18 protein-coding genes and 1 tRNA gene are annotated in these 22696 nt (G+C 43.1%); 4 read left to right on the forward strand and 15 right to left on the reverse strand.

Features of this window, described 5'->3' with window-relative positions:
- Positions 1–99: 99 nt before the first annotated feature.
- From rseP to rimO, 7 genes are all read right to left on the reverse strand, one after another.
- Positions 100–1476, reverse strand: coding sequence for an RIP metalloprotease RseP (gene rseP / locus RH96_RS09320; protein WP_010200235.1), 1377 nt, complete (start codon positions 1474–1476; stop codon positions 100–102).
- Between the two features lie 350 nt (positions 1477–1826).
- A complete protein-coding gene (gene ispC / locus RH96_RS09325; protein ID WP_010200236.1) occupies positions 1827–3035 on the reverse strand; it encodes a 1-deoxy-D-xylulose-5-phosphate reductoisomerase in 1209 nt (402 codons plus the stop codon).
- 453 nt (positions 3036–3488) lie between these two features.
- Positions 3489–4298: a phosphatidate cytidylyltransferase gene (locus tag RH96_RS09330; protein WP_010200237.1), complete on the reverse strand. Its 810-nt coding sequence runs from the start codon at positions 4296–4298 to the stop codon at positions 3489–3491.
- Between the two features lie 286 nt (positions 4299–4584).
- Positions 4585–5340 (reverse strand): polyprenyl diphosphate synthase, encoded by a 756-nt coding sequence (gene uppS / locus RH96_RS09335; protein ID WP_010200238.1) that lies wholly within the window; start codon positions 5338–5340, stop codon positions 4585–4587.
- A gap of 352 nt (positions 5341–5692) precedes the next feature.
- Positions 5693–6247, reverse strand: coding sequence for a ribosome recycling factor (frr, locus tag RH96_RS09340; protein ID WP_010200239.1), 555 nt, complete (start codon positions 6245–6247; stop codon positions 5693–5695).
- 124 nt (positions 6248–6371) lie between these two features.
- Positions 6372–7097, reverse strand: a complete 726-nt coding sequence (pyrH, locus tag RH96_RS09345) for a UMP kinase (protein ID WP_010200240.1) — start codon at positions 7095–7097, stop codon at positions 6372–6374.
- A 232-nt stretch (positions 7098–7329) separates the two neighbouring features.
- Positions 7330–8910 (reverse strand): 30S ribosomal protein S12 methylthiotransferase RimO, encoded by a 1581-nt coding sequence (gene rimO / locus RH96_RS09350; RefSeq protein WP_010200241.1) that lies wholly within the window; start codon positions 8908–8910, stop codon positions 7330–7332.
- Positions 8911–9045: 135 nt separating this feature from the next.
- Between rimO and RH96_RS09355 the strand changes: the two genes are divergently transcribed.
- The 3 genes from RH96_RS09355 (at position 9046) to RH96_RS09365 (ending at position 12715) form a co-directional block, all read left to right on the forward strand.
- Positions 9046–10446, forward strand: a complete 1401-nt coding sequence (locus tag RH96_RS09355; RefSeq protein ID WP_010200244.1) for a two-component system sensor histidine kinase NtrB — start codon at positions 9046–9048, stop codon at positions 10444–10446.
- A gap of 60 nt (positions 10447–10506) precedes the next feature.
- Entirely contained in the window at positions 10507–12411 is a 1905-nt protein-coding gene (locus RH96_RS09360) for a sigma-54-dependent Fis family transcriptional regulator (RefSeq protein WP_010200247.1), read from the forward strand.
- A gap of 219 nt (positions 12412–12630) precedes the next feature.
- Positions 12631–12715 (forward strand) — tRNA-Leu (locus RH96_RS09365).
- Positions 12716–12822: 107 nt separating this feature from the next.
- Here the strand turns inward: RH96_RS09365 and RH96_RS09370 are convergent.
- The 3 genes from RH96_RS09370 to RH96_RS09380 all read right to left on the reverse strand — a co-directional run bounded on the left by RH96_RS09370 (position 12823) and on the right by RH96_RS09380 (position 16442).
- Positions 12823–14109, reverse strand: coding sequence for a hypothetical protein (locus tag RH96_RS09370; protein ID WP_010200250.1), 1287 nt, complete (start codon positions 14107–14109; stop codon positions 12823–12825).
- Positions 14110–14116: 7 nt separating this feature from the next.
- The gene (locus RH96_RS09375; RefSeq protein WP_010200253.1) at positions 14117–15319 is read right to left on the reverse strand and encodes a nucleoid-associated protein; all 1203 of its coding nucleotides are present in this window, start codon (positions 15317–15319) and stop codon (positions 14117–14119) included.
- Between the two features lie 94 nt (positions 15320–15413).
- Complete coding sequence (locus RH96_RS09380) at positions 15414–16442, reverse strand: protein kinase domain-containing protein (RefSeq protein ID WP_010200256.1); 1029 nt, start codon at positions 16440–16442, stop codon at positions 15414–15416.
- 97 nt (positions 16443–16539) lie between these two features.
- On the opposite strand from RH96_RS09380, the gene RH96_RS09385 reads away from it, so the two are divergent.
- Positions 16540–17553, forward strand: coding sequence for an ATP-binding protein (locus RH96_RS09385; protein WP_010200259.1), 1014 nt, complete (start codon positions 16540–16542; stop codon positions 17551–17553).
- Between the two features lies 1 nt (position 17554).
- Here the strand turns inward: RH96_RS09385 and RH96_RS09390 are convergent, their stop codons facing one another.
- The 5 genes from RH96_RS09390 to rarD (RH96_RS09410) all read right to left on the reverse strand — a co-directional run bounded on the left by RH96_RS09390 (position 17555) and on the right by rarD (RH96_RS09410) (position 22484).
- Positions 17555–18679, reverse strand: coding sequence for a ribonuclease Z (locus tag RH96_RS09390; protein ID WP_010200261.1), 1125 nt, complete (start codon positions 18677–18679; stop codon positions 17555–17557).
- A 43-nt stretch (positions 18680–18722) separates the two neighbouring features.
- Positions 18723–18980 (reverse strand): hypothetical protein, encoded by a 258-nt coding sequence (locus RH96_RS09395; protein ID WP_010200262.1) that lies wholly within the window; start codon positions 18978–18980, stop codon positions 18723–18725.
- Positions 18981–19072: 92 nt separating this feature from the next.
- Entirely contained in the window at positions 19073–19741 is a 669-nt protein-coding gene (locus RH96_RS09400) for a glutathione S-transferase (protein WP_010200263.1), read from the reverse strand.
- Positions 19742–20103: 362 nt separating this feature from the next.
- Positions 20104–21174 carry an EamA family transporter RarD gene (gene rarD / locus RH96_RS09405; protein ID WP_026037263.1) on the reverse strand — a complete coding sequence of 357 codons (1071 nt, stop codon included), beginning with the start codon at positions 21172–21174 and terminating at the stop codon, positions 20104–20106.
- A gap of 239 nt (positions 21175–21413) precedes the next feature.
- Positions 21414–22484: an EamA family transporter RarD gene (rarD, locus tag RH96_RS09410; protein WP_010200268.1), complete on the reverse strand. Its 1071-nt coding sequence runs from the start codon at positions 22482–22484 to the stop codon at positions 21414–21416.
- Positions 22485–22696 lie beyond the last annotated feature (212 nt).

Consider the following 22696-nt stretch of genomic DNA (forward strand, 5'->3'; position numbering starts at 1 on the left):
GATACAAAAGAGCGCAGCACGCCTACTTATAATCAGCGCACGATACGCGCAAAACCATTAGTGTATCGCGGCTTACCCTTTAGGCTGCTCTGTAGTCTATCAAAACAGCCGACTGATATCATTACCAATTGCTAACACCATGAAACCTGCCAGCAAGAGTAAGCCGATATTTAGCCCTGCCATTTGTATCCCTTCCGAGAGAGGCTTACCACGTATCAGCTCTATGAGATAATACACAATATGACCACCATCTAACACTGGAATCGGTAAAAGATTGAGTACGGCGAGGCTCAGGCTAATCAAAGCAGCGGTGGACAATACCATCTGCCAACTGATATCAAAGCTTTGTTTGGCGACTTTAGCAATCGTAATAGGCCCTGATAAATTGTCCAGACCAATCATACCTGAGAGCATTTTGCCCATTGAGCTGACCGTCATCACCGCCAACTGTTCTGTCTTTTCAAACGACTTAACCAATGACTCACCAGGACCATACACGACGGTGGCTTTATAAGCATCGGGAATGACAATCTCAGACTGCGCTACCATAGCACCAATTTGTCCAAAGTCATTACCTAGATTGTCTTTTTTACCTTGCGGCATAATCTGTAATTGAACAGATTTTCCGTCACGCATGACCATAAAATTAAGCAGCGTTTCAGGATTATCGCGAATGATACGGGTAGCACTAATCCAATCTTTGATTTCTGTATCATTGATAGCTGTGATGCGATCACCGACTTTTAACCCCTGCCGACTGGCAGCACCATCAGCACTCAAATCACCAACGATAGGTTCAATATCTGGCTGCCATGGTAGCATGCCAAAGCTCGTTAGCGCGTCTTTACCTTGCGAGGTGCCTTGCATAAAGGTTTTAACGGGTGCTTGATAAGTCTTCGTTGCATTGGAAGCCTGTGACTCTGATTGCAAGGTAATACTAACGTTGTCAGTCTCGCCCATCCGTCCAGCAAGGCGATAATTAATACCTTCCCACGTTTGCACCTCATGACCATCAATCGCAACGATTTTATCACCAACGGGCAGCTGTGCTATAGCCGCTGGTGTATCAGGTAGTACTTGCCCAATCTTCGTCGCCAACTGCTCTGATGGCGTCATAAATAACACCCAAAACAACGCAATCGCGATGACAAAGTTCATGATAGGGCCAGCGGCAACGATGGCAATTTTTTTTAGCGGATGCTGACGATTAAAGGCCAAATGTAGCTCATCTTTGGCTACCTCGCCTTCACGCTCATCCAGCATCTTGACATAACCACCCAGCGGCAGCGCTGAGATACGATAATCAATGCCGCTCTTTTTGCTCGTCCAGCCAAAGAGTTTGGGACCAAAACCGATCGAATAGGTCAATACTTTAACGCCGCAGAGCCGCGCTACAATGTAGTGCCCCCATTCATGTAAGGCAATAAGCGGACCTAAGACAAATATTGCCGCAAGGAGCGTTAATAAAAACGTCATGATCTTTTCTCAGTATTTTCTCTTAGCATCTTCTATTAATATCGCTTTTAAACTAGGGTCTGTTGAACATTCAAATGTGGAACTGGCAGTGTCTATTTTTTAGACAATACGCAGTGAAATTTTTGACGCCTAGTCATTCTAGGGTAGACAATTTCGCCATATATTGGCAAAAAATAGTCCTGCCCCTGCTTGTATACTTAGGGCTGCTACTAAAACCATCCCAAACGTTGTTGTAAACCTAGCTAAGGTCTCGACATTATCGTCGGTTTACGCCTAGTTTGGGATGGTTTTAGCGATCAGCAGTCCTAATATTTGAATGTTCAACAGACCCTAAGAAACTCTTGCCATGATTATGCCAACTTTGCCACAAGCTTGTCAGTAAGATGGCGCGCTATCTTATCAATTGTTAATATATCTTCTATGTCAGCCGTGTCGTTTAATGGTGGTACCTGTATGTCATTTAAGGCTTGCTCATTAATATCAGCAATATCCGTCAAACAAATCTGACCGTTCAAAAATGCAGCAACAGCAATTTCATTAGCAGCGTTAAGCACAATCGTTGCCTGTGTGCCTGCTTGCATGGCTTGACGGGCAAGACGCAAACACGCAAACTTCTGCAAATCAGGCTGAATAAATTCTAGAGCACTTAGCGCAAACAAGTCTAAAGGCTGCGAGCCGCTTTCGATACGATCAGGGTAACTGAGCGCATGCGCAATCGGAGTTTTCATGTCTGGGCTGCCGAGCTGCGCTAAAAAGCTGCCATCGCTATATTCTACCATTGAGTGGATGATACTTTGTGGATGAATGACCACATTTATCTTATCTTCAGGCAAATCAAATAAATGACAAGCCTCAATCAACTCAAGTCCCTTGTTCATCATCGTTGCAGAATCGACCGATATCTTTTGCCCCATCGACCAGTTTGGGTGTTTAACGGCTTCAGCGACGCTCGCTTGCTGCATCTGAGCAAATGACTGCTGCAAAAATGGCCCGCCAGATGCGGTTAACCATAGCTTACGGACACCATGGTTTGGCTGATGAATTTGAGTGTTATCTCGTTGAATAGCGAGCGGCAGACACTGAAAAATTGCATTATGTTCAGAATCGAGCGGCAGCAAGGTGGCATTGTTCGCTTTAACGGCATTTATCATTACCTGACCTGCCATTACCAACGCTTCTTTATTTGCCAATAAAATACGCTTGCCTGCCCGTGCGGCGGCCAAAGTAGAAGGCAGGCCAGCTGCGCCAACAATAGCAGCGATAACGGTATCAGTTTGCGTATCGGTAGCAATATCGACCAGCCCTGCTGCCCCGCCTACCACATCGATATTGAGACCTTCCGCGCTGAGGCGTTTGGCAAAATCATCGACTGCGGCTGTCGGCACGCTGACACGCTTGGGCAAAAACTGCTGGCAAAGCGCAAACAATTTGTCTAAGCGGTGGTAGCCTGATAGCGCATAGACTTGGTAATTGAGCGGTTGCGCCGCCAAAATTGCTAGCGTGCTATCGCCAATCGAGCCTGTTGCGCCTAGTACGGCGATGCGTTGCGTCATAACCATCGGTGCCCACAATATTGTTACTGTTAAAATTTAAATAAAAAATCAGGAGAGTTAATAAGGTATGAATAACAGCAAAGCATCAATGCTAGATTAGGGTCTGTTGAACATTCAAATATTAGGACTGCTGATGCTAAAATCGCCCCAGACTAGGCGTAAACCGACGATAATGTCGAGACCTTAGTTAGGTTTACAACAACGTTTGGGGTGATTTTAGCATCAGCCTTTCAGGGCAGGGCTATTTTTTACCAATACATGGCGAAATTGTCTAACCTAGAACGACTAGGCGTCAAAAATTTCACTGCGTATTGTCTAAAAAATAGCCACTGCCAGTACCACATTTGAATGTTCAACAGACCCTATATCGATGCTTTATTATAATAGATAAAACTAAGGTGTTGGCAAAAACCAGTCGCCAAATCAGACTCAGCAAATCAATGAGCCTGCATCAGTCTCTTAAACGACGATGAGACCCAGCTGCTGTATCGCCCAAAAGCCAAGCGCAAATATTGGCGTGGCAGACAATAGCGAATCAATACGGTCAAGTATCCCGCCATGCCCCGGTAAAATCGTTCCTGAGTCTTTCACATCAGCACGGCGCTTGAGCATTGATTCAAACAAATCACCGAGTACAGAGGCAAGAATAGTGATGGCTGATAGCGACACAAATGCGATTAACGGTACACCAGTTAATTGCAGTTTGAAGACACTAATAGCAACCACAACTAGCAGACCAGTCACAAGACCGCCAGCCAACCCTTCCATGCTCTTGTTAGGTGAGACGTTCGGTGCCATTTTTCGGCGACCGAGCTTGCGACCTACAAAATAAGCACCACTGTCCGCACACCAAACCAGTAAGAATACGTAGAGTAGCCACCATGCTGACAGCTGCCACAAATAAAACATAGCCGTAATCGATGCGGTCAATATAACTGCACCCATCAACGCTAGTTTCTTTCCGTACCAATTGGTGTGCGTCGGGAATACCCTGACCCAAGATAGCGCCATCAACCATATAGCGAGTGAAGCCACCCACCAAAATAGCCAAGTTACTTTGAACATCAGCGAAACTAAAGTCAGTACCAATACCAATACCACAAACACCGCAGGCTGGCGCCACTTTGGCATCAGCTTTGTCCATTCATGCGCCGCGATAATCACGCCAATGGCCAATAATGGGGCAAACAAGATAGGGGTTTGGCTCGCAAACATTGCAATACCAACGATAATAACGAGAACGATTGCCGTTTTAATTCGTTGCCACATACTTGTCGAACCTTATAATAATGAAAAATGTCTGGTCAAAAAGTGCCTTATATAAAAGTGTCTTATATAGTAGCTAATCTACAATAGCCTACTAATGGCGATTGAGACCAATTAAAGCGGTTTGTGACTGCACAAGCAAGTAATATTAATGGCTTGATAGATTTTTCGAATACACACGTTTCAAAACAGTGACTGTATTTCGTCAATAAATGCCAGCGAATATGCTACAGATTTAATAATGAATCAAGTCATCATGAACCACTCGATCCTGACTAAATCAGTGGCTTTAGCGCTGCTGCTCTGTCACTATCTGCTCGCTGGTTTTGCCAAAACGGCGTTGGCGCTGAGCGAACTCTGCTACCATCGCTGCCAACTCATCGGCAGTAAAGTTCGGCCATAATGTCTGGGTAAAGAACAGCTCAGCATACGCCGATTGCCACAATAAAAAGTTAGAAATTCGGTACTCGCCGCCTGTCCGCACCAACATATCAACTGCAGGCGCATCGGCTAATTGCACATAGTTACCAAGCATTTCTTTATCAATTTCTGCAGCGCGCAACTCACCGGCTTCTACTTTCTGTGCCAGCTGTTTTGCGGCATTGGCGATGTCCCACTGCCCCCCATAACTAATGGCAATCACCAATGTCATGGCTTCAAAATGAGCCGTTTCTGCTTCTGCATCTGCCATCAATGTCTGTAAATCATGACTAAGCTGGCTACGATCACCGATGAAACGCAAGCGAATACAGTACTCATTCATACGCGGCATCTGCTCATGAATGGTCGATGTTAGCAGCTGCATCAATAGCGCCACCTCACTAGGGGGACGTTGCCAGTTTTCACTGGAAAAAGCAAATACTGTTAATACTTCGATACCCGCGTCGACACAATACTCCACGATAGGATCTAGCGCATCTTTACCCGCCACATGGCCTTGGCCTTTGCCGAGCGCATTGGCTGTACCATAGCGATTATTACCATCCATGATAATGGCGATATGACGAGGAATGAGTACAGGAGCCAAAACGGTGGGAGTAGACATGGGCGATACGACTTATTGTTGAGGTAAAATAATATATTGAGGTAAAACAATCATAACGCGCTCTATCGCATTAAAAAAGCGTCATGCTTAAGATTCATAAACTTATCATAAACCAGTCTAGAGCTAATGAGGATTGGAAAACCATTTTTGTAAACTGTTAAGACCTATTTGCGAGCTATTAAAGAAACGTTATAAAACTCTGTGCTTATGTCATCACAATCCATATAATAATAGACAGCCAATAGTGATTGACCATTAGCTGTCTATTATTAGGATATTGTCTGCATTAAAAAACTTAATTTTTAAGCGCTTGATTTATTTTTTGTTGATAAAAATAAATCAAAGACAGTGCTTAAACGTCCATTAAATCGCTTTCTTTTTTGGTCAGACTTTTATCGATAGTTTCGATATATTTGTCAGTGATTTTTTGAATATCGTCACTGGCGCGGCGCTCGTCATCTTCTGAGATTTCTTTTTCTTTGGCCAGCTCTTTGATGTCATTCATCATATCGCGGCGGATATTACGGATAGAGACTCGGCTGTTCTCTGCCTCTCCACGCGCAAGCTTTTGCATGTCACGGCGCGTTTCTTCGGTCAATGCTGGCATCGGTACACGAATCACATCAGCAGTCATTGGGTTCAGACCCAGATCTGCTTCACGAATGGCTTTATCAATCGCTTGTACCATGGTACGGTCAAACGGTTGAACAAGTAACGTACGTGAGTCTTCAACGTTCACACTGGCTACCTGATTAAGTGCTGTATCAGAACCGTAGTAGCTGACCATCACACCTGACAACATACCTGGATGCGCACGACCCGTACGAACTTTACTAAAAGTGCTCTCAAGCGCTTCCAATGTCTTTTGCATGCGTGCTTCGCCGTCTTGCTTAATCTCTTTGATCATCATGTATCCTTATTTATCGCTATCGACAAATCATTCATTGTTGTTAATTATTAAGGTATTAACTGTTAAACCAGTGAGCTATTTATTGCCATTACTGTGCTAATGACCGCTGTATCAATATGAATTAATGAAAAACTCGTGTGCCTTCATTTTCGCCCATAATGACATTCAATAAAGCATTGGGTTTGGTCATGTCGAACACTTGTAGCGGCACGTTGTGCTCACGGCATAAAGCAATCGCGGTCAAATCCATAACGCCAAGCTTTTGTTCTAATACTTCATCAAAAGTCAAACCGTCGTATTTCACTGCGTCGTCATGTAAGCTTGGGTCTTTGTCATAAACCCCGTCTACTTTGGTGGCTTTTAGAATCAAGCCCGCCTCGATTTCAATACCGCGCAGGCAAGCAGCCGTATCAGTGGTAAAGAAAGGATTGCCCGTACCTGCGACAAAGATACACACTTCGCCATTTTTTAGGTAGCGAATGGCGTTGCGACTGCTATAGCTTTCGGTCACTTCGCCAATAGGCAAAGCTGACATCAAACGCGTTTTGATATTGCGACGCTCAAGGGCATCACGCATCGCCAGACCATTCATGACCGTCGCTAGCATACCCATTTGATCACCGGTGACGCGACCAACCAAGCCTTCTTTTTGTAACTGGGCACCGCGATATAAGTTACCACCGCCGACCACGATACCGACTTGTACCCCAAGCCCTCGCAAATGCGCGATAGACAAGCTCATCTTATCGAGCACTTCGGTATCAATACCCATGTCTTTGCTACCGGCTAAGGCTTCACCAGAGAGTTTCAGCAAGATACGAGAGTAACGCGGGTTTTTGTCAGACATGAGGTCACCTTATTTCGTTAAACTATAGTTTCGTTAATTATAATTAAAATCATCGGTAAAACACAAATACAGTTAACCTTTAAACTCGCTTATACCGCCATACTTGATGGTAGGCGTGTAAAAAGGCTAAATTGCGCTAATTGTAGCAAAAACTGCCTATCATTGGGCAATTTTCACTCACATATTATCGTAGTCATTTAACCTTTATAGCGGTCATTTAAATAACACTCATCTAACCTTGATAACTGGCAAACAAATCGTATTCGCTAGCATCATCAATCGTGACCGTGAGGAATTGCCCGACTTTGACTTGCGCATTGATATCGTCAACATAGACATGACCGTCAATCTCAGGGGCGTCAGCATAGCTGCGGCAAATCGCAATCCCTTCTTCACTATCAATCTCATCGACCAATACCGTCAAGGTTTTGCCGATTTTTTCTTGTAGCTTCTGTGCTGAGATGTCTTGCTGTAGCGCCATGAAACGCTCATAGCGTTCTTGCTTAATCTCTTCAGGAACGTGGTCTGGCAAATCATTAGCGACTGCGCCTTCGACTTCTGAATAGGTAAACGCGCCAACGCGATCAAGGCGAGCTTCGACCAACCAATCAAGCAAGCATTGGAAATCTTCTTCCGTCTCACCAGGGAAACCAACGACGAACGTCGAACGAATCACGATGTCTGGACAAATCTCACGCCACGCTTTGATACGCGCCAAGGTGTTTTCGCTGTGCGCTGGACGCTTCATTGCTTTTAGGATGCGATGGCTGGCATGTTGGAATGGAATATCAAGATAAGGCAATAATTTCTTCTCGCCCATCAACTCAACGACTTTGTCCACGTGCGGATACGGATAGACATAATGCAGACGCACCCAAATACCCAAATCGTTCAATGCTTGGCATAAGTCATAAAACTTCGACTTGAGCGGCATGCCATTCCAAAAACTGGTTCTATACTTCAAATCCAGCCCATAAGCAGAGGTATCTTGCGAAATAATTAGCAGCTCTTTCACGCCAGCGTTTTTTAGCGCCATGGCTTCGTTCATGACATTATCAATCGGGCGCGAGACCAAATCTCCGCGCAAGCTTGGAATAATGCAGAAAGTACAACGATGGTTACAGCCTTCCGATATTTTCAGATAAGCATAATGGCTTGGGGTTAATTTAATACCCGCTTCATTGATTAAATTTATCTTTGGGTCATAGTTTGCGTCCAAACTGCGGTTCGGCTTGGGTACATGCTGAGCCACTGCCGTAATCACTTCGTCATACGCATGCGCACCGGTCACGGCTAGCACGGCTGGGTGCATGGCACGGATTTTGTCCGCTTCTTTACCCAAGCAACCAGTGACGATCACTTTACCGTTTTTGCTAATGGCTTCACCGATGGCGTCCAATGACTCTTGCACCGCAGATTCGATAAAGCCGCAGGTATTGACCACGACGAGATCGGCACCTTCGTAATCACTGGCAACTTGATACCCATCGCGGCTCAATTCTGTAATAATACGCTCACTATCCACTAGTGCCTTAGGGCAACCTAATGATACAAAACCAATCTTTGGCGCGGCACTAACAGGCATCGTGGCAGTCGCATTGGCTGTCGTAACCTCACTGCTTTGCTCAACGCTACGGTTTTGATTGTGATTGGCTTTATGATGGTAAGGTTCACTACTATCCGTCGAGCTTTGCGCAGGCGTTGCTGTCGGCTTGGCAGGATTAAAGAGGGTGGCAGTGTCTTTTGGGGCAATAGACGCTGACGAGGATGTTGCGATTGTCGTATTAATAGACTCGATAGAAGTTTTGGGCATGGCTGACCTTGCTAGAGATAAATTGGCTGAGCGCATTGTACGTTTTTTTTGTGATAATCACCAGTTTTGCCGCGCTAGTGTATTGATTTATGGTTAAATATTACGTTCAGTATTATTCTTTATTAGGCACTGACAATGACAGCTGATTTTACCACCGCCAAACCGACTCCTGACTTAGCCTTTATATCACAGCATTTATTCACCGCTATCTTGTGGGTCAATGACGAGCTAGTCATTACGTGGCTAAATGCCCAAGCTGAACAACTACTAGCCATCAGCAGTGAACGCTTGCTCAATCAGTCAATATTGACCCTGCTCGCAACCGATGAATTAAAGCTCGATGAGCGCGCTGCTCTGGCTTTGAACCCTGACCAATTGGATAATCACTGCGCCTTGACCGAGCGATTTCATCAAGCCCAGCAATATCAACAGCCCTTTATCGATCATGATCACATCATCAAAACCCCACTCAATGGCAACTTACCGCTCTCAGTCGACTATAGCGTGACGCCTGTCATCTATGAGCAGCAACCTTACTTTATCATTGAGATGTGGGGTAAAGACCGTCAAAGCCGTATCTCAGAGGAGCAGCGTCAGCAGCAGCAATATAATGTTGCCCGTCATATGCTGCGTTCGGTTGCCCATGAGATCAAAAATCCATTGGCTGGTATTCGCGGCGCGGCACAATTATTACAGCGACAATTTATCAAATTCAGCGAGGCGACTGCTTTACACAACCCTCCATCTTCTGCTATTAGCGATATAAATTCTGGCGCAAATCCAGCTCCGAATGGCGATAAGCAGTTGCAAAAAACAGCGCAGAAACTCCGCAGTTATACTGATATCATTATCTCGGAGACAGACCGCTTAACCCATCTTATCGGACAGTTTCTTGGCTCCAATCAGCTACCAAACTGGCAAATGCTTAACATTCATGAGCCACTTGAGCATGTTTTAACCTTAGTGCTCAATCAGTACCCCCAAGTTACACTGCAACGTGATTATGATTTGTCGTTACCCGAGTTATGCGCTGATAAAGATCAGCTGATTCAAGTGTTTTTAAACCTAATTAACAATGCCTGTGAATCAATGACTGAGTTTGAGCAGACGCTTCAACAAAACGCGCCAGCCAAAGCTGATCAATTACCTTCAGATATTTTGCATAGTAATCTTGAGGTTGAGAAAACCTATCAACCAAAGCTGCATATTCAAACGCGCGTTGCCTTCCAACATACGATTGGCAGCCAACAGCACAAACAAGCTTTGCAAGTTAGCATTACGGATAACGGCTCAGGGATAGATGCAGCGCTGATTGGGCAGATATTTTTCCCGATGGTGACCAGTCGTGCCGCTGGTACTGGTCTTGGCTTATCGATTGTGCAAGATATTATCAGCTGCCATCATGGTATGATTGACGTCAGCTCAAATAAAGCACAAAGCGCTAACCCAAATTCTAATCCCAGTTATAATTACAATAACAGTCAGACTCGTTTTACGCTGTACTTACCCTTTAAACAGCCCGCAACCGATGCGTAAAAATCATGGCTGAACCTATCAAACAACAACCCTGAATCACTTGCTCATTAGGCCTGATACATGACTGCATATAACGACAACCTTAAATCTAACAGCGACAATCAAGGCTCGAATGATAAAACGTCTGGTAATCAAATATCTGACAGCCAAACGCTTAATAACCAAGCACTTAACAATCAAACACTTAATAACCAAGCTATGAAAGTAACGGTCAATAATGCGCCTGCTGACAACCCTGCGACCTTATGGCTCATCGATGACGATGCAGCGCTGCGCTTGGTGTTGGCGGATACTTTTGAAGATGCAGGGTTGACGGTCATCAGCTTTACCCAAGCACAAGCAGCATGGACACGCCTCAATGATATCTTGCAGCAGCGCGAGTCAGCCACGCAGCTACCGGACGTGATATTGACCGATATTCGGATGCCTATGATGGACGGCTTGTCTTTTAGCGACTGGGTGCATAAGCACTTCCCTGCGTTGCCGATTGTCATCATGACAGCACATTCAGACTTGACCTCTGCTATCAATAGCTATCAGACAGGAGCATTTGAATATCTGCCGAAGCCGTTTGACTTAGATGATGCAGTCGCTACGATTTATAAAGCGATTAATTTTCAACCAGACATGGCGAAAATAGATCAACCAAATGAGTCGGATGCCAAAACAACTGCAAATAAATCGCCTGAGACAGATACGAAGTCCACTAGTAAAAATACAGCCACTCATAACACTAAGACAGCCACCAAAGCCTATAAGACGACTAAAAACAAAGCTGAGATCAAAAATGATTCACAAGCCAATGACAACCCCAGCGGCATCATTGGTCAGTCACAAGCGATGCAAACAGTGTTTCGTGCGATTGGTCGATTGGCGCACTCACCCATTACCGTTTTGATTACCGGTGAATCAGGTACAGGGAAAGAGCTGGTCGCCAGTGCCCTGCATCAGCATTCACCGCGTCATCAGCAATCATTCATTGCCCTCAATATGGCCGCGATTCCGCATGATTTGATTGAGTCGGAATTATTCGGTCACGAAAAAGGTGCGTTCACTGGCGCAACGACGACACGGCAAGGTCGTTTTGAGCAAGCTGATGGCGGTACGTTATTTTTGGATGAAATCGGTGATATGCCGTTTAGCACCCAAACGCGGCTGCTACGGGTATTGGCAAACGGTGAGTTCTTCCGTGTGGGCGGACAGCAGCCAGTCAAAGTGGACGTGCGCATCATTGCTGCCACCCATCAAAACTTGGAAGAACTGGTCAAACTAGGTCGGTTCCGTGAGGATTTATTTTATCGTCTCAATGTCATTCGTCTACCGCTGCCACCACTACGGACGCGCCGCGAAGACATTCCTGCTTTAACCAGTTATTTTATGCAACGAGCTGCTAAGCAAATGAACACCGCCTTAAAACAGCTACAGCCTGCGGCGCTACAGATTATGCAAGCCTTTGACTGGCGCGGTAATGTGCGGCAACTTGAGAACGTCTGCCTATGGCTAACGGTCATGGCAACCGGAGATACAGTCATGGTTGATGACTTGCCGCCAGAGCTGCTTGAAGCGAGGCCAGCAAACACAGAGTTGCAGCCACAACAAACGTCATCCTCGTCTGAATTTGATCAGTACAACCAGCAGCACAACGGTGATAGCTCACATAGCCCCAATATAGATAGCAATATAGATAGCAATAATTTAAACATCCAAACTCAAAACATCGCTAAAAATCCAAGTTGGCAGCAGGCATTGGCAGAGTGGGCCAAACAAGCGCTACAAACAGGCGAAACTGACATCTTGCAAACGGCAACGCCTGAGTTCGAACGAGTGTTACTTACAGCGGCACTCAATCATAGCGGTGGCAAAAAAATAGCGGCTGCCAACTTACTCGGCTGGGGACGTAATACGCTCACCCGTAAATTACAGCAGTTAGATATGTCAGCAGCAGAAACGCAGACCAAAGAGTGATAAAAGCACAAAATCATTGGATTAATAATTCCAGTAAAATCAATTATTTATCATAATAATCGGAAATAATCGTTAAATAATTAAAAATAATTGCAAAAAGGGCTTGTCAAACCATTCAAACTCTATATAATAGCCAACCACTGAGACGCACTACCGAATCAGTTAACTATCTATGTTGTGTTTGAGTTTAAACGCTAATAATGATAGAGTAACGAAAATGGGGCTGTGGCGGAATTGGTAGACGCACCAGATTTAGGTTCTGGCGCCGCAAGGTGTGAGAGTTCGAGTCTCTCCAGCCCCACCATTTTCGGATAGTACATCTTAGACCAAATATCAAAACCTGCTTTTTAGCAGGTTTTTTTGTGTCTGGAGTTTGGTAAATTTTTAATGCTTAACTATAAAATTTTCAGATCATTCTATTTTATCAAGATCATGTTTTATTTTTAGAGCAGCTCCATATATTCCAAGCCATAAGAGAATGTACTTGAACAAAAAACTTATACAACAAAAATTCAAACTCTCTAAAAAATTGAAAAGTGCGTAAATGAATGTCAAGATAGCAACCGATGCAATCATTTTAATATACAGCACAATGTATTCCACTCTTGTACCTAATATTTCATTCATCTTTTGAAGGTTAGCATCTTTATCAACAATAGGTTTCACATCATCTTTTTCAAAAAATCGTTTAATTGATGCGATTATATACTCTACTTGCTTACTCTGTTGAAATGCATTGAAAACTACAAAACCACTGAATACCATTAATGCAACATATGATACTGTCAGGTTGACCTTGTTTAGTTGTATTAAAGCTGCAGCTACCGGTAGGCCTAAGGCTTGTGTTTGCAGAGTACCTAGAGAGTCATTAATAGATTTCACAAAGTAATCTAAATCTTTTTTTAACTCCAGTTCAAGTTTTTGATAGCTAAAATTATTAAGATAAGCTTGAAAACTGTTTGTTACACTATTAGATATTTTCTCTACTTTTTCAATAAGTCTATAAAATCTTTCCTCGGCATCATATGACTTTAATATATTGGATGTTTCCATTACCAAAATAGCTTGTTTTTCTTTCTTGTGAGACTCAATTGGCTCATCTTCAATAGATACTTTCAGACTATGGATAGATTTAGCAAAAATATCTATATCTATCTTATCAAATACTTTTTTATAACTTACATCGAACCCAACCTCTGCGTTTGGATGAATAACTAAAGGTTTTTCTGTAAATAACACAAATTTTTTGTTTCCATCTAAATATGCGTTGTTTGCATACAAACACATAAGCTCATTCATATATATAAAGTATTGTTTATATTGGCTATCTTGAGGGAAAAATTCCGCGTCAAAAGGCAGAATAATTTTCTTATCCCAGTCAATTCTTTCGAATGAAGAAAGTACGTAATTCAATAAATAATCTAAATTAGAAAAGAAGTTATGCGCAGTTTCAGAAATATGGACTGTCACATCAAATGAATAGCTTTCTCCTAACTCAAAATCTTCATACATAGGCGCAGATAGATTATCTTCATCAAATTCGATTACCACATGCTCATTATCTTCAGTATAATTGAGAATAGTCTTAATTTTTGTAGGCTGGTCTGCTACAAAGACACCCGTAAAACCCAAACGAGTGTACTCAGTTACCGTAGAAATACGAAGAATTTCTTTAAGATCATTGAGTACATTATCCATTTTTTACTTAATCTTCTATAATGATGCCAGGATTTTTACTAATGATAGTGTTGTACTCTTCAGCAGTCAATTTTACCATTAGCTTATAATGAGTGTCACTAGAATTAGGTTTTTCGACGACAATTGATGTCGTCTTATCAATATCTTTCTTTTTTCCTCTAATAATAATACTTTCACCTACTACAATTTTTACATTTAGCTTCTTATCAACAGTATCTTTTTTGGGGTGAAATATTGACTTGTAATCATCATAACCTTCATTTTCGCAGAAAGCTGAAAAAGTAATAACATCTTCAACATCAGGAAAAACGTTAGGGTTAGATGTTTTCATAACATGAAATATTGGTAGTATATCTTCTTCCACGTTAACAGTTGTCTCAGAACGGCACTTCTCGCTCATCAATCTATATATTGATTGTTCTGTAGCATACTTTAGATCTTTTTTATCTTCAAAGTCGTCAGGAATGATGCGATCTAAATACTTACTTATGTGATTGATCATTTTCTTGGTGGTATCACCGTCATTAAGAGGTATTGCAGTAGGTACAAATTTCTGAAAGTATTGAGCTACAACATCCTTCTTTTTCGTCCATCTGACATAACTAGATGGTGGAAGAACAGTTTCATCTATATTTATGTCATCAACTTCATTGACGTTGTTATCTAGTGTTGTTGTTTGGTTCCAGTGTTGGTTGAAAGGTACTAGCTCTACGCTAGCAGAAAACCGTAATGAGGCATTATCAACATTCGTGTTTGCAATGATCGCACCAGTAGTATCCAATGTAAATCCTGAAGATGGACTAACTAAACCGATTAGTAGATAACTTCTATCTTCCTTTCTATACCACAGAATAGGAATGTACCCACCTTTTGCCATCGTTTCATCTTGCATTTTCTTACTTAAGGCTCTAACAATTTTTTTTGAAAGCTCTAAAAAATCATCAGTTTCAATTACAGTCGTATCTCTTTCAGTATAATAATTCGCCATAACCATTGCAAAAGTATCTGTTCTTGTAAAGCTAGCACATTCTGAAGCTGCTCTGTTTGCACTTCTTGAATCTTCATCTATTTTTTCTACAAACCTAGTCAGCAGATTATTGCTTTCATGTAAGTTATCACGCTCCACTAAGATCACAGAGCCCTCTCCACTAACATGACTTTCCTTCTTAAGTTCGTGTATAACGGCTGCGTGTATATGAATAGTGGCCATACTTGTATTATTCCTTGTTAAAGCAGTTGATATATTGCAGAAACAATAGCACTGTGGTAAAAAATCATCAACGCATATTTAATTTCTATCAATCTCATTTATTTTTTGAATTATTAGATTTTTCCATTTCTAGTAATTTCAAACCCTCCAACACCTCTTCCATACTCCGATACCGTCTCTCTACCCGCTTCGCCAATGCCTTATCGACCATACATTGGTAACGACTATATTCTGATGACAGCTTTGGAATAGGCTGTTGGCAATGCTGAATCGCCCACGCTTTTAATTTATCATTGCTGTTAGCACTTACCTGAAACGGTCGCACGCCCATTAATACCTCAACCATCATTATCCCAAAGGCATAAATATCGCTTTGCACCGTTGCGCCCTGCCCTTGCCAACGCTCAGGTGCGAGATACGCTGGCGTGCCAGCAGGATTTTCCACACTTATTGCGTTGCAGCGCTGCGCTAAGGCAAAATCGGTCAACAGTAAATCAGGCATTACACTGCTATTATCCGCACTATTTGGCAACAAACCATCTAGCAAAATATTACTGGGCTTTATATCATTATGTAGCCAGCCAGTCTTATGTAAATCGGCGATAAGATGGGCCGACTGCACAATGAAGTGATGCTTTCTTTGAGTGCTTAATATCGAATGATTGCGAGAATTAATCTGAGCTGCCAAGCTACCACTAGGATAATAAGGCATGACAACTATCGTTAAGTAATGAGGTTGCTCTAATATTTGAACGGTTGGATTGTCATAGGCTAGGATGGATGGAGCAATAGCGGTCATATTATTTTTATTTTTTGCTAAAGCCATTAAAGACTTCAAAACGTTGGCTTCGTGATTTAAGTCAGCTGAGTTTTGAGCAGTATCGACATTTAACTGCCATTTAATCATGACATGACCAAACTGCGGATGTTGGGCACGCGTTAAGCCTTGATAGTCAGTCTCGTTACCATTACTTTGTTGGCTGATACGCTGATGCGCTATCTCATCATACTGCCATGATGACAACTTGTAAGTAATTAGCGGCAATAACTGCGCGGCTTGAGATTGCAACGCTTGTATAATAGACGGATTACTGGCACTATTTTCCATGGTATTATTTTTCATATGACCAGTTTCTCATGATATAGCGAAGCCTTTATCAAACCGCTATTCCTAATTTAAAATTCTTAATTTAAACGCACCCTTAACTGTTAGAGTCATTATGTCGCAACCAGCCAATTCATCTAAGCCTTTTTGCTCATCCGAAGCAGCCAACCCATCTGCTCATTATGCCTTGCCCGCACCTTTATTAGACCTCCTCAGTCAATACCTGCAAGAGCAAGTCACGCCAACCATCGAGATTGACCCTGTCCAGCTCGCTTATCGCTGGGTCGGTGGACGCACCGGTCATTTGAAACCTTTAGCGGTCAATCTGTTTTTGAGCTTGGATGATTTACACGGTATCGACACACAAAAGTCGAAACTGGTACAAAACACGCGCCAGTTCCTAAAAGGCTACCCTGCCAATCACGTGCTGATGACGGGTACACGCGGTGCAGGTAAATCATCACTGATTCGCGCCTTACTACAAGCTTATCATAGCGAAGGCTTGCGCATTATTGAGATTGCTCGTGATGATCTACAAGTGTTAGACAAGATTCGTGCAGCGATCAATGAGCTGCCCGCAGATTGTAGTTGTCGCTATGTGGTCTACTGTGACGACTTGGCATTTGATGGTCAAGATGAGAGTTATCGCGCCCTAAAAAGCGTGCTTGATGGCTCGCTCGACTCTGAGCAAGACAAACTGCTGGTCTATGCCACTAGTAATCGCCGTCGTCTCCTACCGCAGATGATGAAGGACAATATTGATATCTACAATGGGCAGACGGATGAAGTCAACCCCTATGAAGCCATTGATGAAACCGTGTCGTTATCGGATCGATTTGGCTTATCATTGACCTTTCATCCCATGGATCAGACGACTTATTTACAGATTGTTCAGCACTATCTGGGTTTAGAGCAACAGAAAATTTCAGCCAGTATTGATACTGGTACTAATATTGACCTTGATTTGGCAGGTGAAAATTTGCCTGATACTATCAGAGCGGATGCTTTACGCTGGGCATCAGAACGCGGTGGGCGCTCGGGACGGGTCGCTTATCAATTCAGTCGTTATTGGAGCGGAAAAACGCAATTGGCTTTCGCAGATAGTCAATTGGTAAATAACAAGCTATAAATCATGTCTCATTGCTGCGTGCAGAGCCTAGATACTGCACGCGATTCTCATCTTGACTGCCCTCTTGGTTGCTTATCGAGTCAACTGCACCATCAACTGTATATTGAGCAAAATCTGCTGCCAACCAGAGATTGCCTTGATACACACGTTGCGCATCTAAGCGAATATGCCCCATGTTTGCCGTACTGCTATCTGGGTTATCAAAGCTTTGATAACGTGCGCTAAAATGGGTCAAAATCAAATTCTTAAGCCCGATATCTTGAGCAAATTTGCCCACCAATTGCGCACTACTATGCATGGGATCAAAGTCTGGATTTTTGGCTTGAATCTTAGTCAACACCTCGTGCGTATATGTCGCTTCATGCACCAGTAAATCAGTATCGACCAACGCAGAGGTGAGACAAGCTGGCGTATCGTTATCTCCCGCTACCACTATCCGTGTGCGCTTAGCGTCATTATTGACATAATCTGCTGAGCGCAGCTCACGACCATCTTCGGTCATGACATCTGTACCTTGCTGCAGTTTGCCCCACAGTGCACTTGCTGGAATGCCGTCTGCGGTCAACTTATCCGTATTAAGCGTGCGCTGACTGATAGTCTGAGTGATACCAAAACCATGAGAGGCGACGCGATGTGATAGCAGTGTGATATCAATATCAAGCTGATGCTGGCTGTCTAAACTGATACTTACCTGACTGTTACTCCCACTATCTGGAGACAATAACTCTTCAATCGCCATAAAATTGATGGCAAAGGGCAAATACAACTCTGTGGGGGCGGTAATAGCTTCAAGCAATGTAGCGATGGCTTTTGGTGCGATAAGCATCAACGGTTCGCGGCGTCCAGACATAGCCGCACTCGCCAGCAATCCTGGCAAACCATAGCAATGGTCGCCATGCACATGGGTAATACAAATGGCAGTTAATTGATGTAAGGAGAGCTTGGTGTGCAGCAATTGCTGCTGCGTACCTTCACCGCAATCAATCAATAGCCAAGGACGCGATTTTTTAGGCTGCTGACTAGCGCCCGATGAATAAGGATTCAAGCATTCGATCGCTAAGGCAGTGACATTGCGCTGTTTGGTTGGCACCCCTGCTGAAGTACCTAAAAAGGTCAGTTTGAGCATGATTTAGCACTCATAATACAAAATTATTAATGAATAATACGGCTTATGATAGTTGGCATATCATGGTTCGGTCGCCTGCTACCATCTGCCCACCATTGGCAGTACATTCATTGACCATATTGGACTCATAAGACTTCCAACCACCATAAAAGCTCGCTACACATAGCAGCACGACCAGCAGTTTTTGTGACCACGCTTTGATAGACACCTGCTGGCTATTGATTTCTTGACGAGCAAGCGATGGGTTAGTATTGACATCGGTATCGATGCTTTTGTTATCAGATTTATTCAGATCAGACATTACTTTATCCTAAAAAGGTTTTGTCTATGCATAAACAAAACCTTTTATCAAAATATTAAATCAAGCGCTTATACATGTGTAAACGCCAGCAACTAGAACTTAAGACGACCGCCCTTTTCTTCTGCGCTCTTAAAGGCATCACGCTCTTCACAGCGTTTTAGCCAATTTAAAATATTGGTATATTTATTCTTATCTAAGCCCGGACCAGCATTGGCACCTACTACCGCTAGATGCATTTGAATGTCGGCGGCGCTAAAATCTTCACCAGCGAACCAATGATTGTCCTGTAGATGCTGCTCCATCATGTCGAGTATTTTATTTAAGCTGTTAGCAATCATACTTTTTTCGACTTTTGCTTTGATGCCCTTGCTAATGGGCTTGATCAACATCGGCGATTGCTCAACCACTTTGGTGAACACCAATCGCATGATGAGCGGTGGCATCACAGACGCTTCAGCGAAATGCAACCAAAACGTATAAGCTTCCCACGCTGCTTCATTGTCATCGGCAGGTTTGAACTGATGGGCTTTATCATAATGCTTGAGTAGATATTCGATGATAAACCCTGACTCAATCAGCGGGCGACCATCCACTTCCAATATCGGTGCATGACCGATCGGATGTATGGCTTTTAGACTCTCAGGCGCGCGGTAAGCTTTATTGCGCTCATAGCACGTCAGTTGATAGTCGGCTTTGAGCTCTTCTAATAACCATAAAATGCGAAACGAGCGTGAGTTTGCTAAATGATGAAGGTGTAACATAAACCATCCTAGTAATAAGTAATTGTGAATTCGCTATACTATTTTAGGGTGTGTCCTCATTCTGAACATGGTGATAAAAATGAGATAAATTGCAGCCAAACGAGGAAAGTAGCACAGATAATATCGAGATATTAACCAGCTATTTGACACAGTTTGGCAAGATTTAGCCATTTTTAACCCATTTAGGTATTTTCGTTCAGCTTGAGGACACGCCCTAGATATCATGTGCCAAATTAGGTCGAGCGTGATACTGCTGCTACTGATAATAGCGTACTTAACTCGGCTTTGACACCACAACTGTGTAGAGTAGTTACGAAAAATAATGCCTACCAAGTCAACTTTGATTTTACAACGACACCTGCTTACTTGGCATGAAGCACTTCTATTTTTCGCGTCATTTTGTCTATTTTTTGCTGATACTTCTTAATCTTACGAAAACGATGCGCGGCCAACACGCCTTTAATACGGCGATTTTCTAGGCGACGGCGTGGTGGAAAGCTGCCCACTTGTGGCTCATTGTAGCCATGTAAGCGGTCATCACGTTTGCGTCCCAAGTAACCCAGCGCACTATCAGCGATCATAATAAGCAATGCCACAAAAATCATGCTGTACATCAGCATGGATCCACCATCATGTAAGTTACGATCCAAAATCGCGATTGAGAATACGAACAAAAATATCGGCTCAAGGTAGCACAACGTTCCAAACAACGAGACTGGCAATTTCTGACTCGCTATCATCGTCAGTGACATCGCAGCGGTACTGATAATGCCTAATAACGGCAACAGATACCAAAGCTTGTGGTTAGTTATTGCTACTTCAAAACCACCATTCATATACAGCGCGACCAGTACAACGGGCAACAACAGCACAAGATCTGAGATAAGACCAGTAATAGGCGGCACTGCCAGCTTGCGACGTAGTAGATAGTAAGGAGGATAACCCAAGCAAACAAACAAAGTTGCCCAAGAGATAGCACCATATTCAAAGATATCATAAGCGATACCAAGACCCGCACATACAATGGCAGCCCACTGAAGTAAGCTCATATCCTCATTATAAAAAAATCGACCAACGACGATCATAATCATTGGATATAAAAAGTAACCCAACGTCACTTCAAGCCCCAAACCATTCACTGGCGCCCACATAAATATCCAGATTTGTGCGCCCAAAATTGGGGTGGGCAATATAAATAAAACCCACTCTTTGGCGTTTTTTAATGTTTTTAAATAGTCAAAAATATGCTGCCATTGTTTTAATACACTTACCAATAGCACCAAACTAAAAAACATCGTTAGCACACGCCACGAAGCGACCTGCGTACCTGATAACGGTTGCAGCAGCAAGCTGAATAAGAACAGCAGAGAGTATAAGAAATTTGCAGCCACAGCAGTAATTGTACCCTGCGAGGTTTGGTTAGTAGTCAGCATCACAGCAGCCTTTAGAGATTGGGGCACATCCTTGGCAATTTTAAAAAAAACAAAAGCCTCAGACGAGAACGTCTGAGGCTTTTGCATATAAGGTCGTCGCGCAATCCAAGATCAACGCTTTTGATATGTCGTGCTTATATCATGGGCAGCATTATGTCAAAGTCAGAATAGATAAGCAATGCCACTGTTCATCTACTGACTTAACTTCTGCCATGAGTCAATTTAATGCACGTAAGTGCTTATTTTAAATCAAGTTGCTCAATTTTTTGCTGTATCTTATTCATCTTTTTTTGGTAACGACGTATCTTGCGAAAACGATGCGCTTTTAGTACGCCATCGATACGCTGATTGATAAAATGGCGGCGCGGTGGGAAACCGCCTACTTGTGGCTCTCTATAACCATAAAGATGATCGTTACGACGACGAACCAGATAGCCTGTAGCACTATCAACCATCATGACCAGTAGCGCAAGTGTAATCATGCCATACATAAAGAGCGAACCGCCTTCATCAAGGTTTTGACTCAGAACCGTAATGGATAATACAAACAACAGCATCGGCTCTATATAGCTTAACGCGCCAAACAGTGACACGGGCAGCTTACTACTCGCAATCATCGTCAGTGACATCGCAAGCGCGCTAAAGGCACCAAGTAGCGGCAATAGATACCAAAACTTCATCTCTTGTGCCGCAACGTCAAAACCACCAGTCACATAAAGTATGATGAGCACTACTGGCGTCAGCAGAGTCAAATCAAACAACAGCCCCGTCACTGGTGGCACAGCAAGTGTACGACGCAACAGATAATAAGGGGGGTAGCCCAAGCACACAAACAGCGTCACCCAAGATACCGAACCATACTGAAAAATATCGTAACCGATGCCCAACGCTGCGAATAGTGCGGCTGCCCACTGTAGGACGCTCATATGCTCATGGTAAAAAAATCGACCAAGCACAATCATCACAAGCGGCAATAAAAAATAACCCAGCGTGACGTCCAGACCAAACCCATTGACAGGCGCCCACATAAACAACCAAATCTGTCCACCTAAAATCGGTGCAGGCAATATAAATATCAACCATTCTTTCAGTGTCTTTAGCGTTTTTATATAATCAAAGACATGCTGCCACTGCTTGGTCAAACTAAGCAATATTACCAAACTTAATAGCATCATAAGGACACGCCATGATGCTACCTGTGTCCCCGTTAAGGGCAACATAAACAGCCCAAATACAAACATCATCGAAAATAAAAAGCTTGATGATACCGATGCGACAGTTCCCTGAAAAGTTTGATTGGTCGTAAGCATAACAACAGCCTTAAAAATAGAACCTTATTTACATTATTGAGAAAAATGAGAATCAAAAAATAAAAACCTCCGACGATAACGTCAGAGGCTTTTTTTAGAACAATCATATAAGACTAGGGCGTGTCATCATTTAGATTGTGAGGCTTAAAATGAGGAAAATTGCAGCCAAACAAGAAAGAAATTGCCGTAAATATGAACATATTGACAAGATT

Source organism: Psychrobacter sp. PAMC 21119 (assembly GCF_000247495.1).
Classification (GTDB): domain Bacteria; phylum Pseudomonadota; class Gammaproteobacteria; order Pseudomonadales; family Moraxellaceae; genus Psychrobacter; species Psychrobacter glaciei.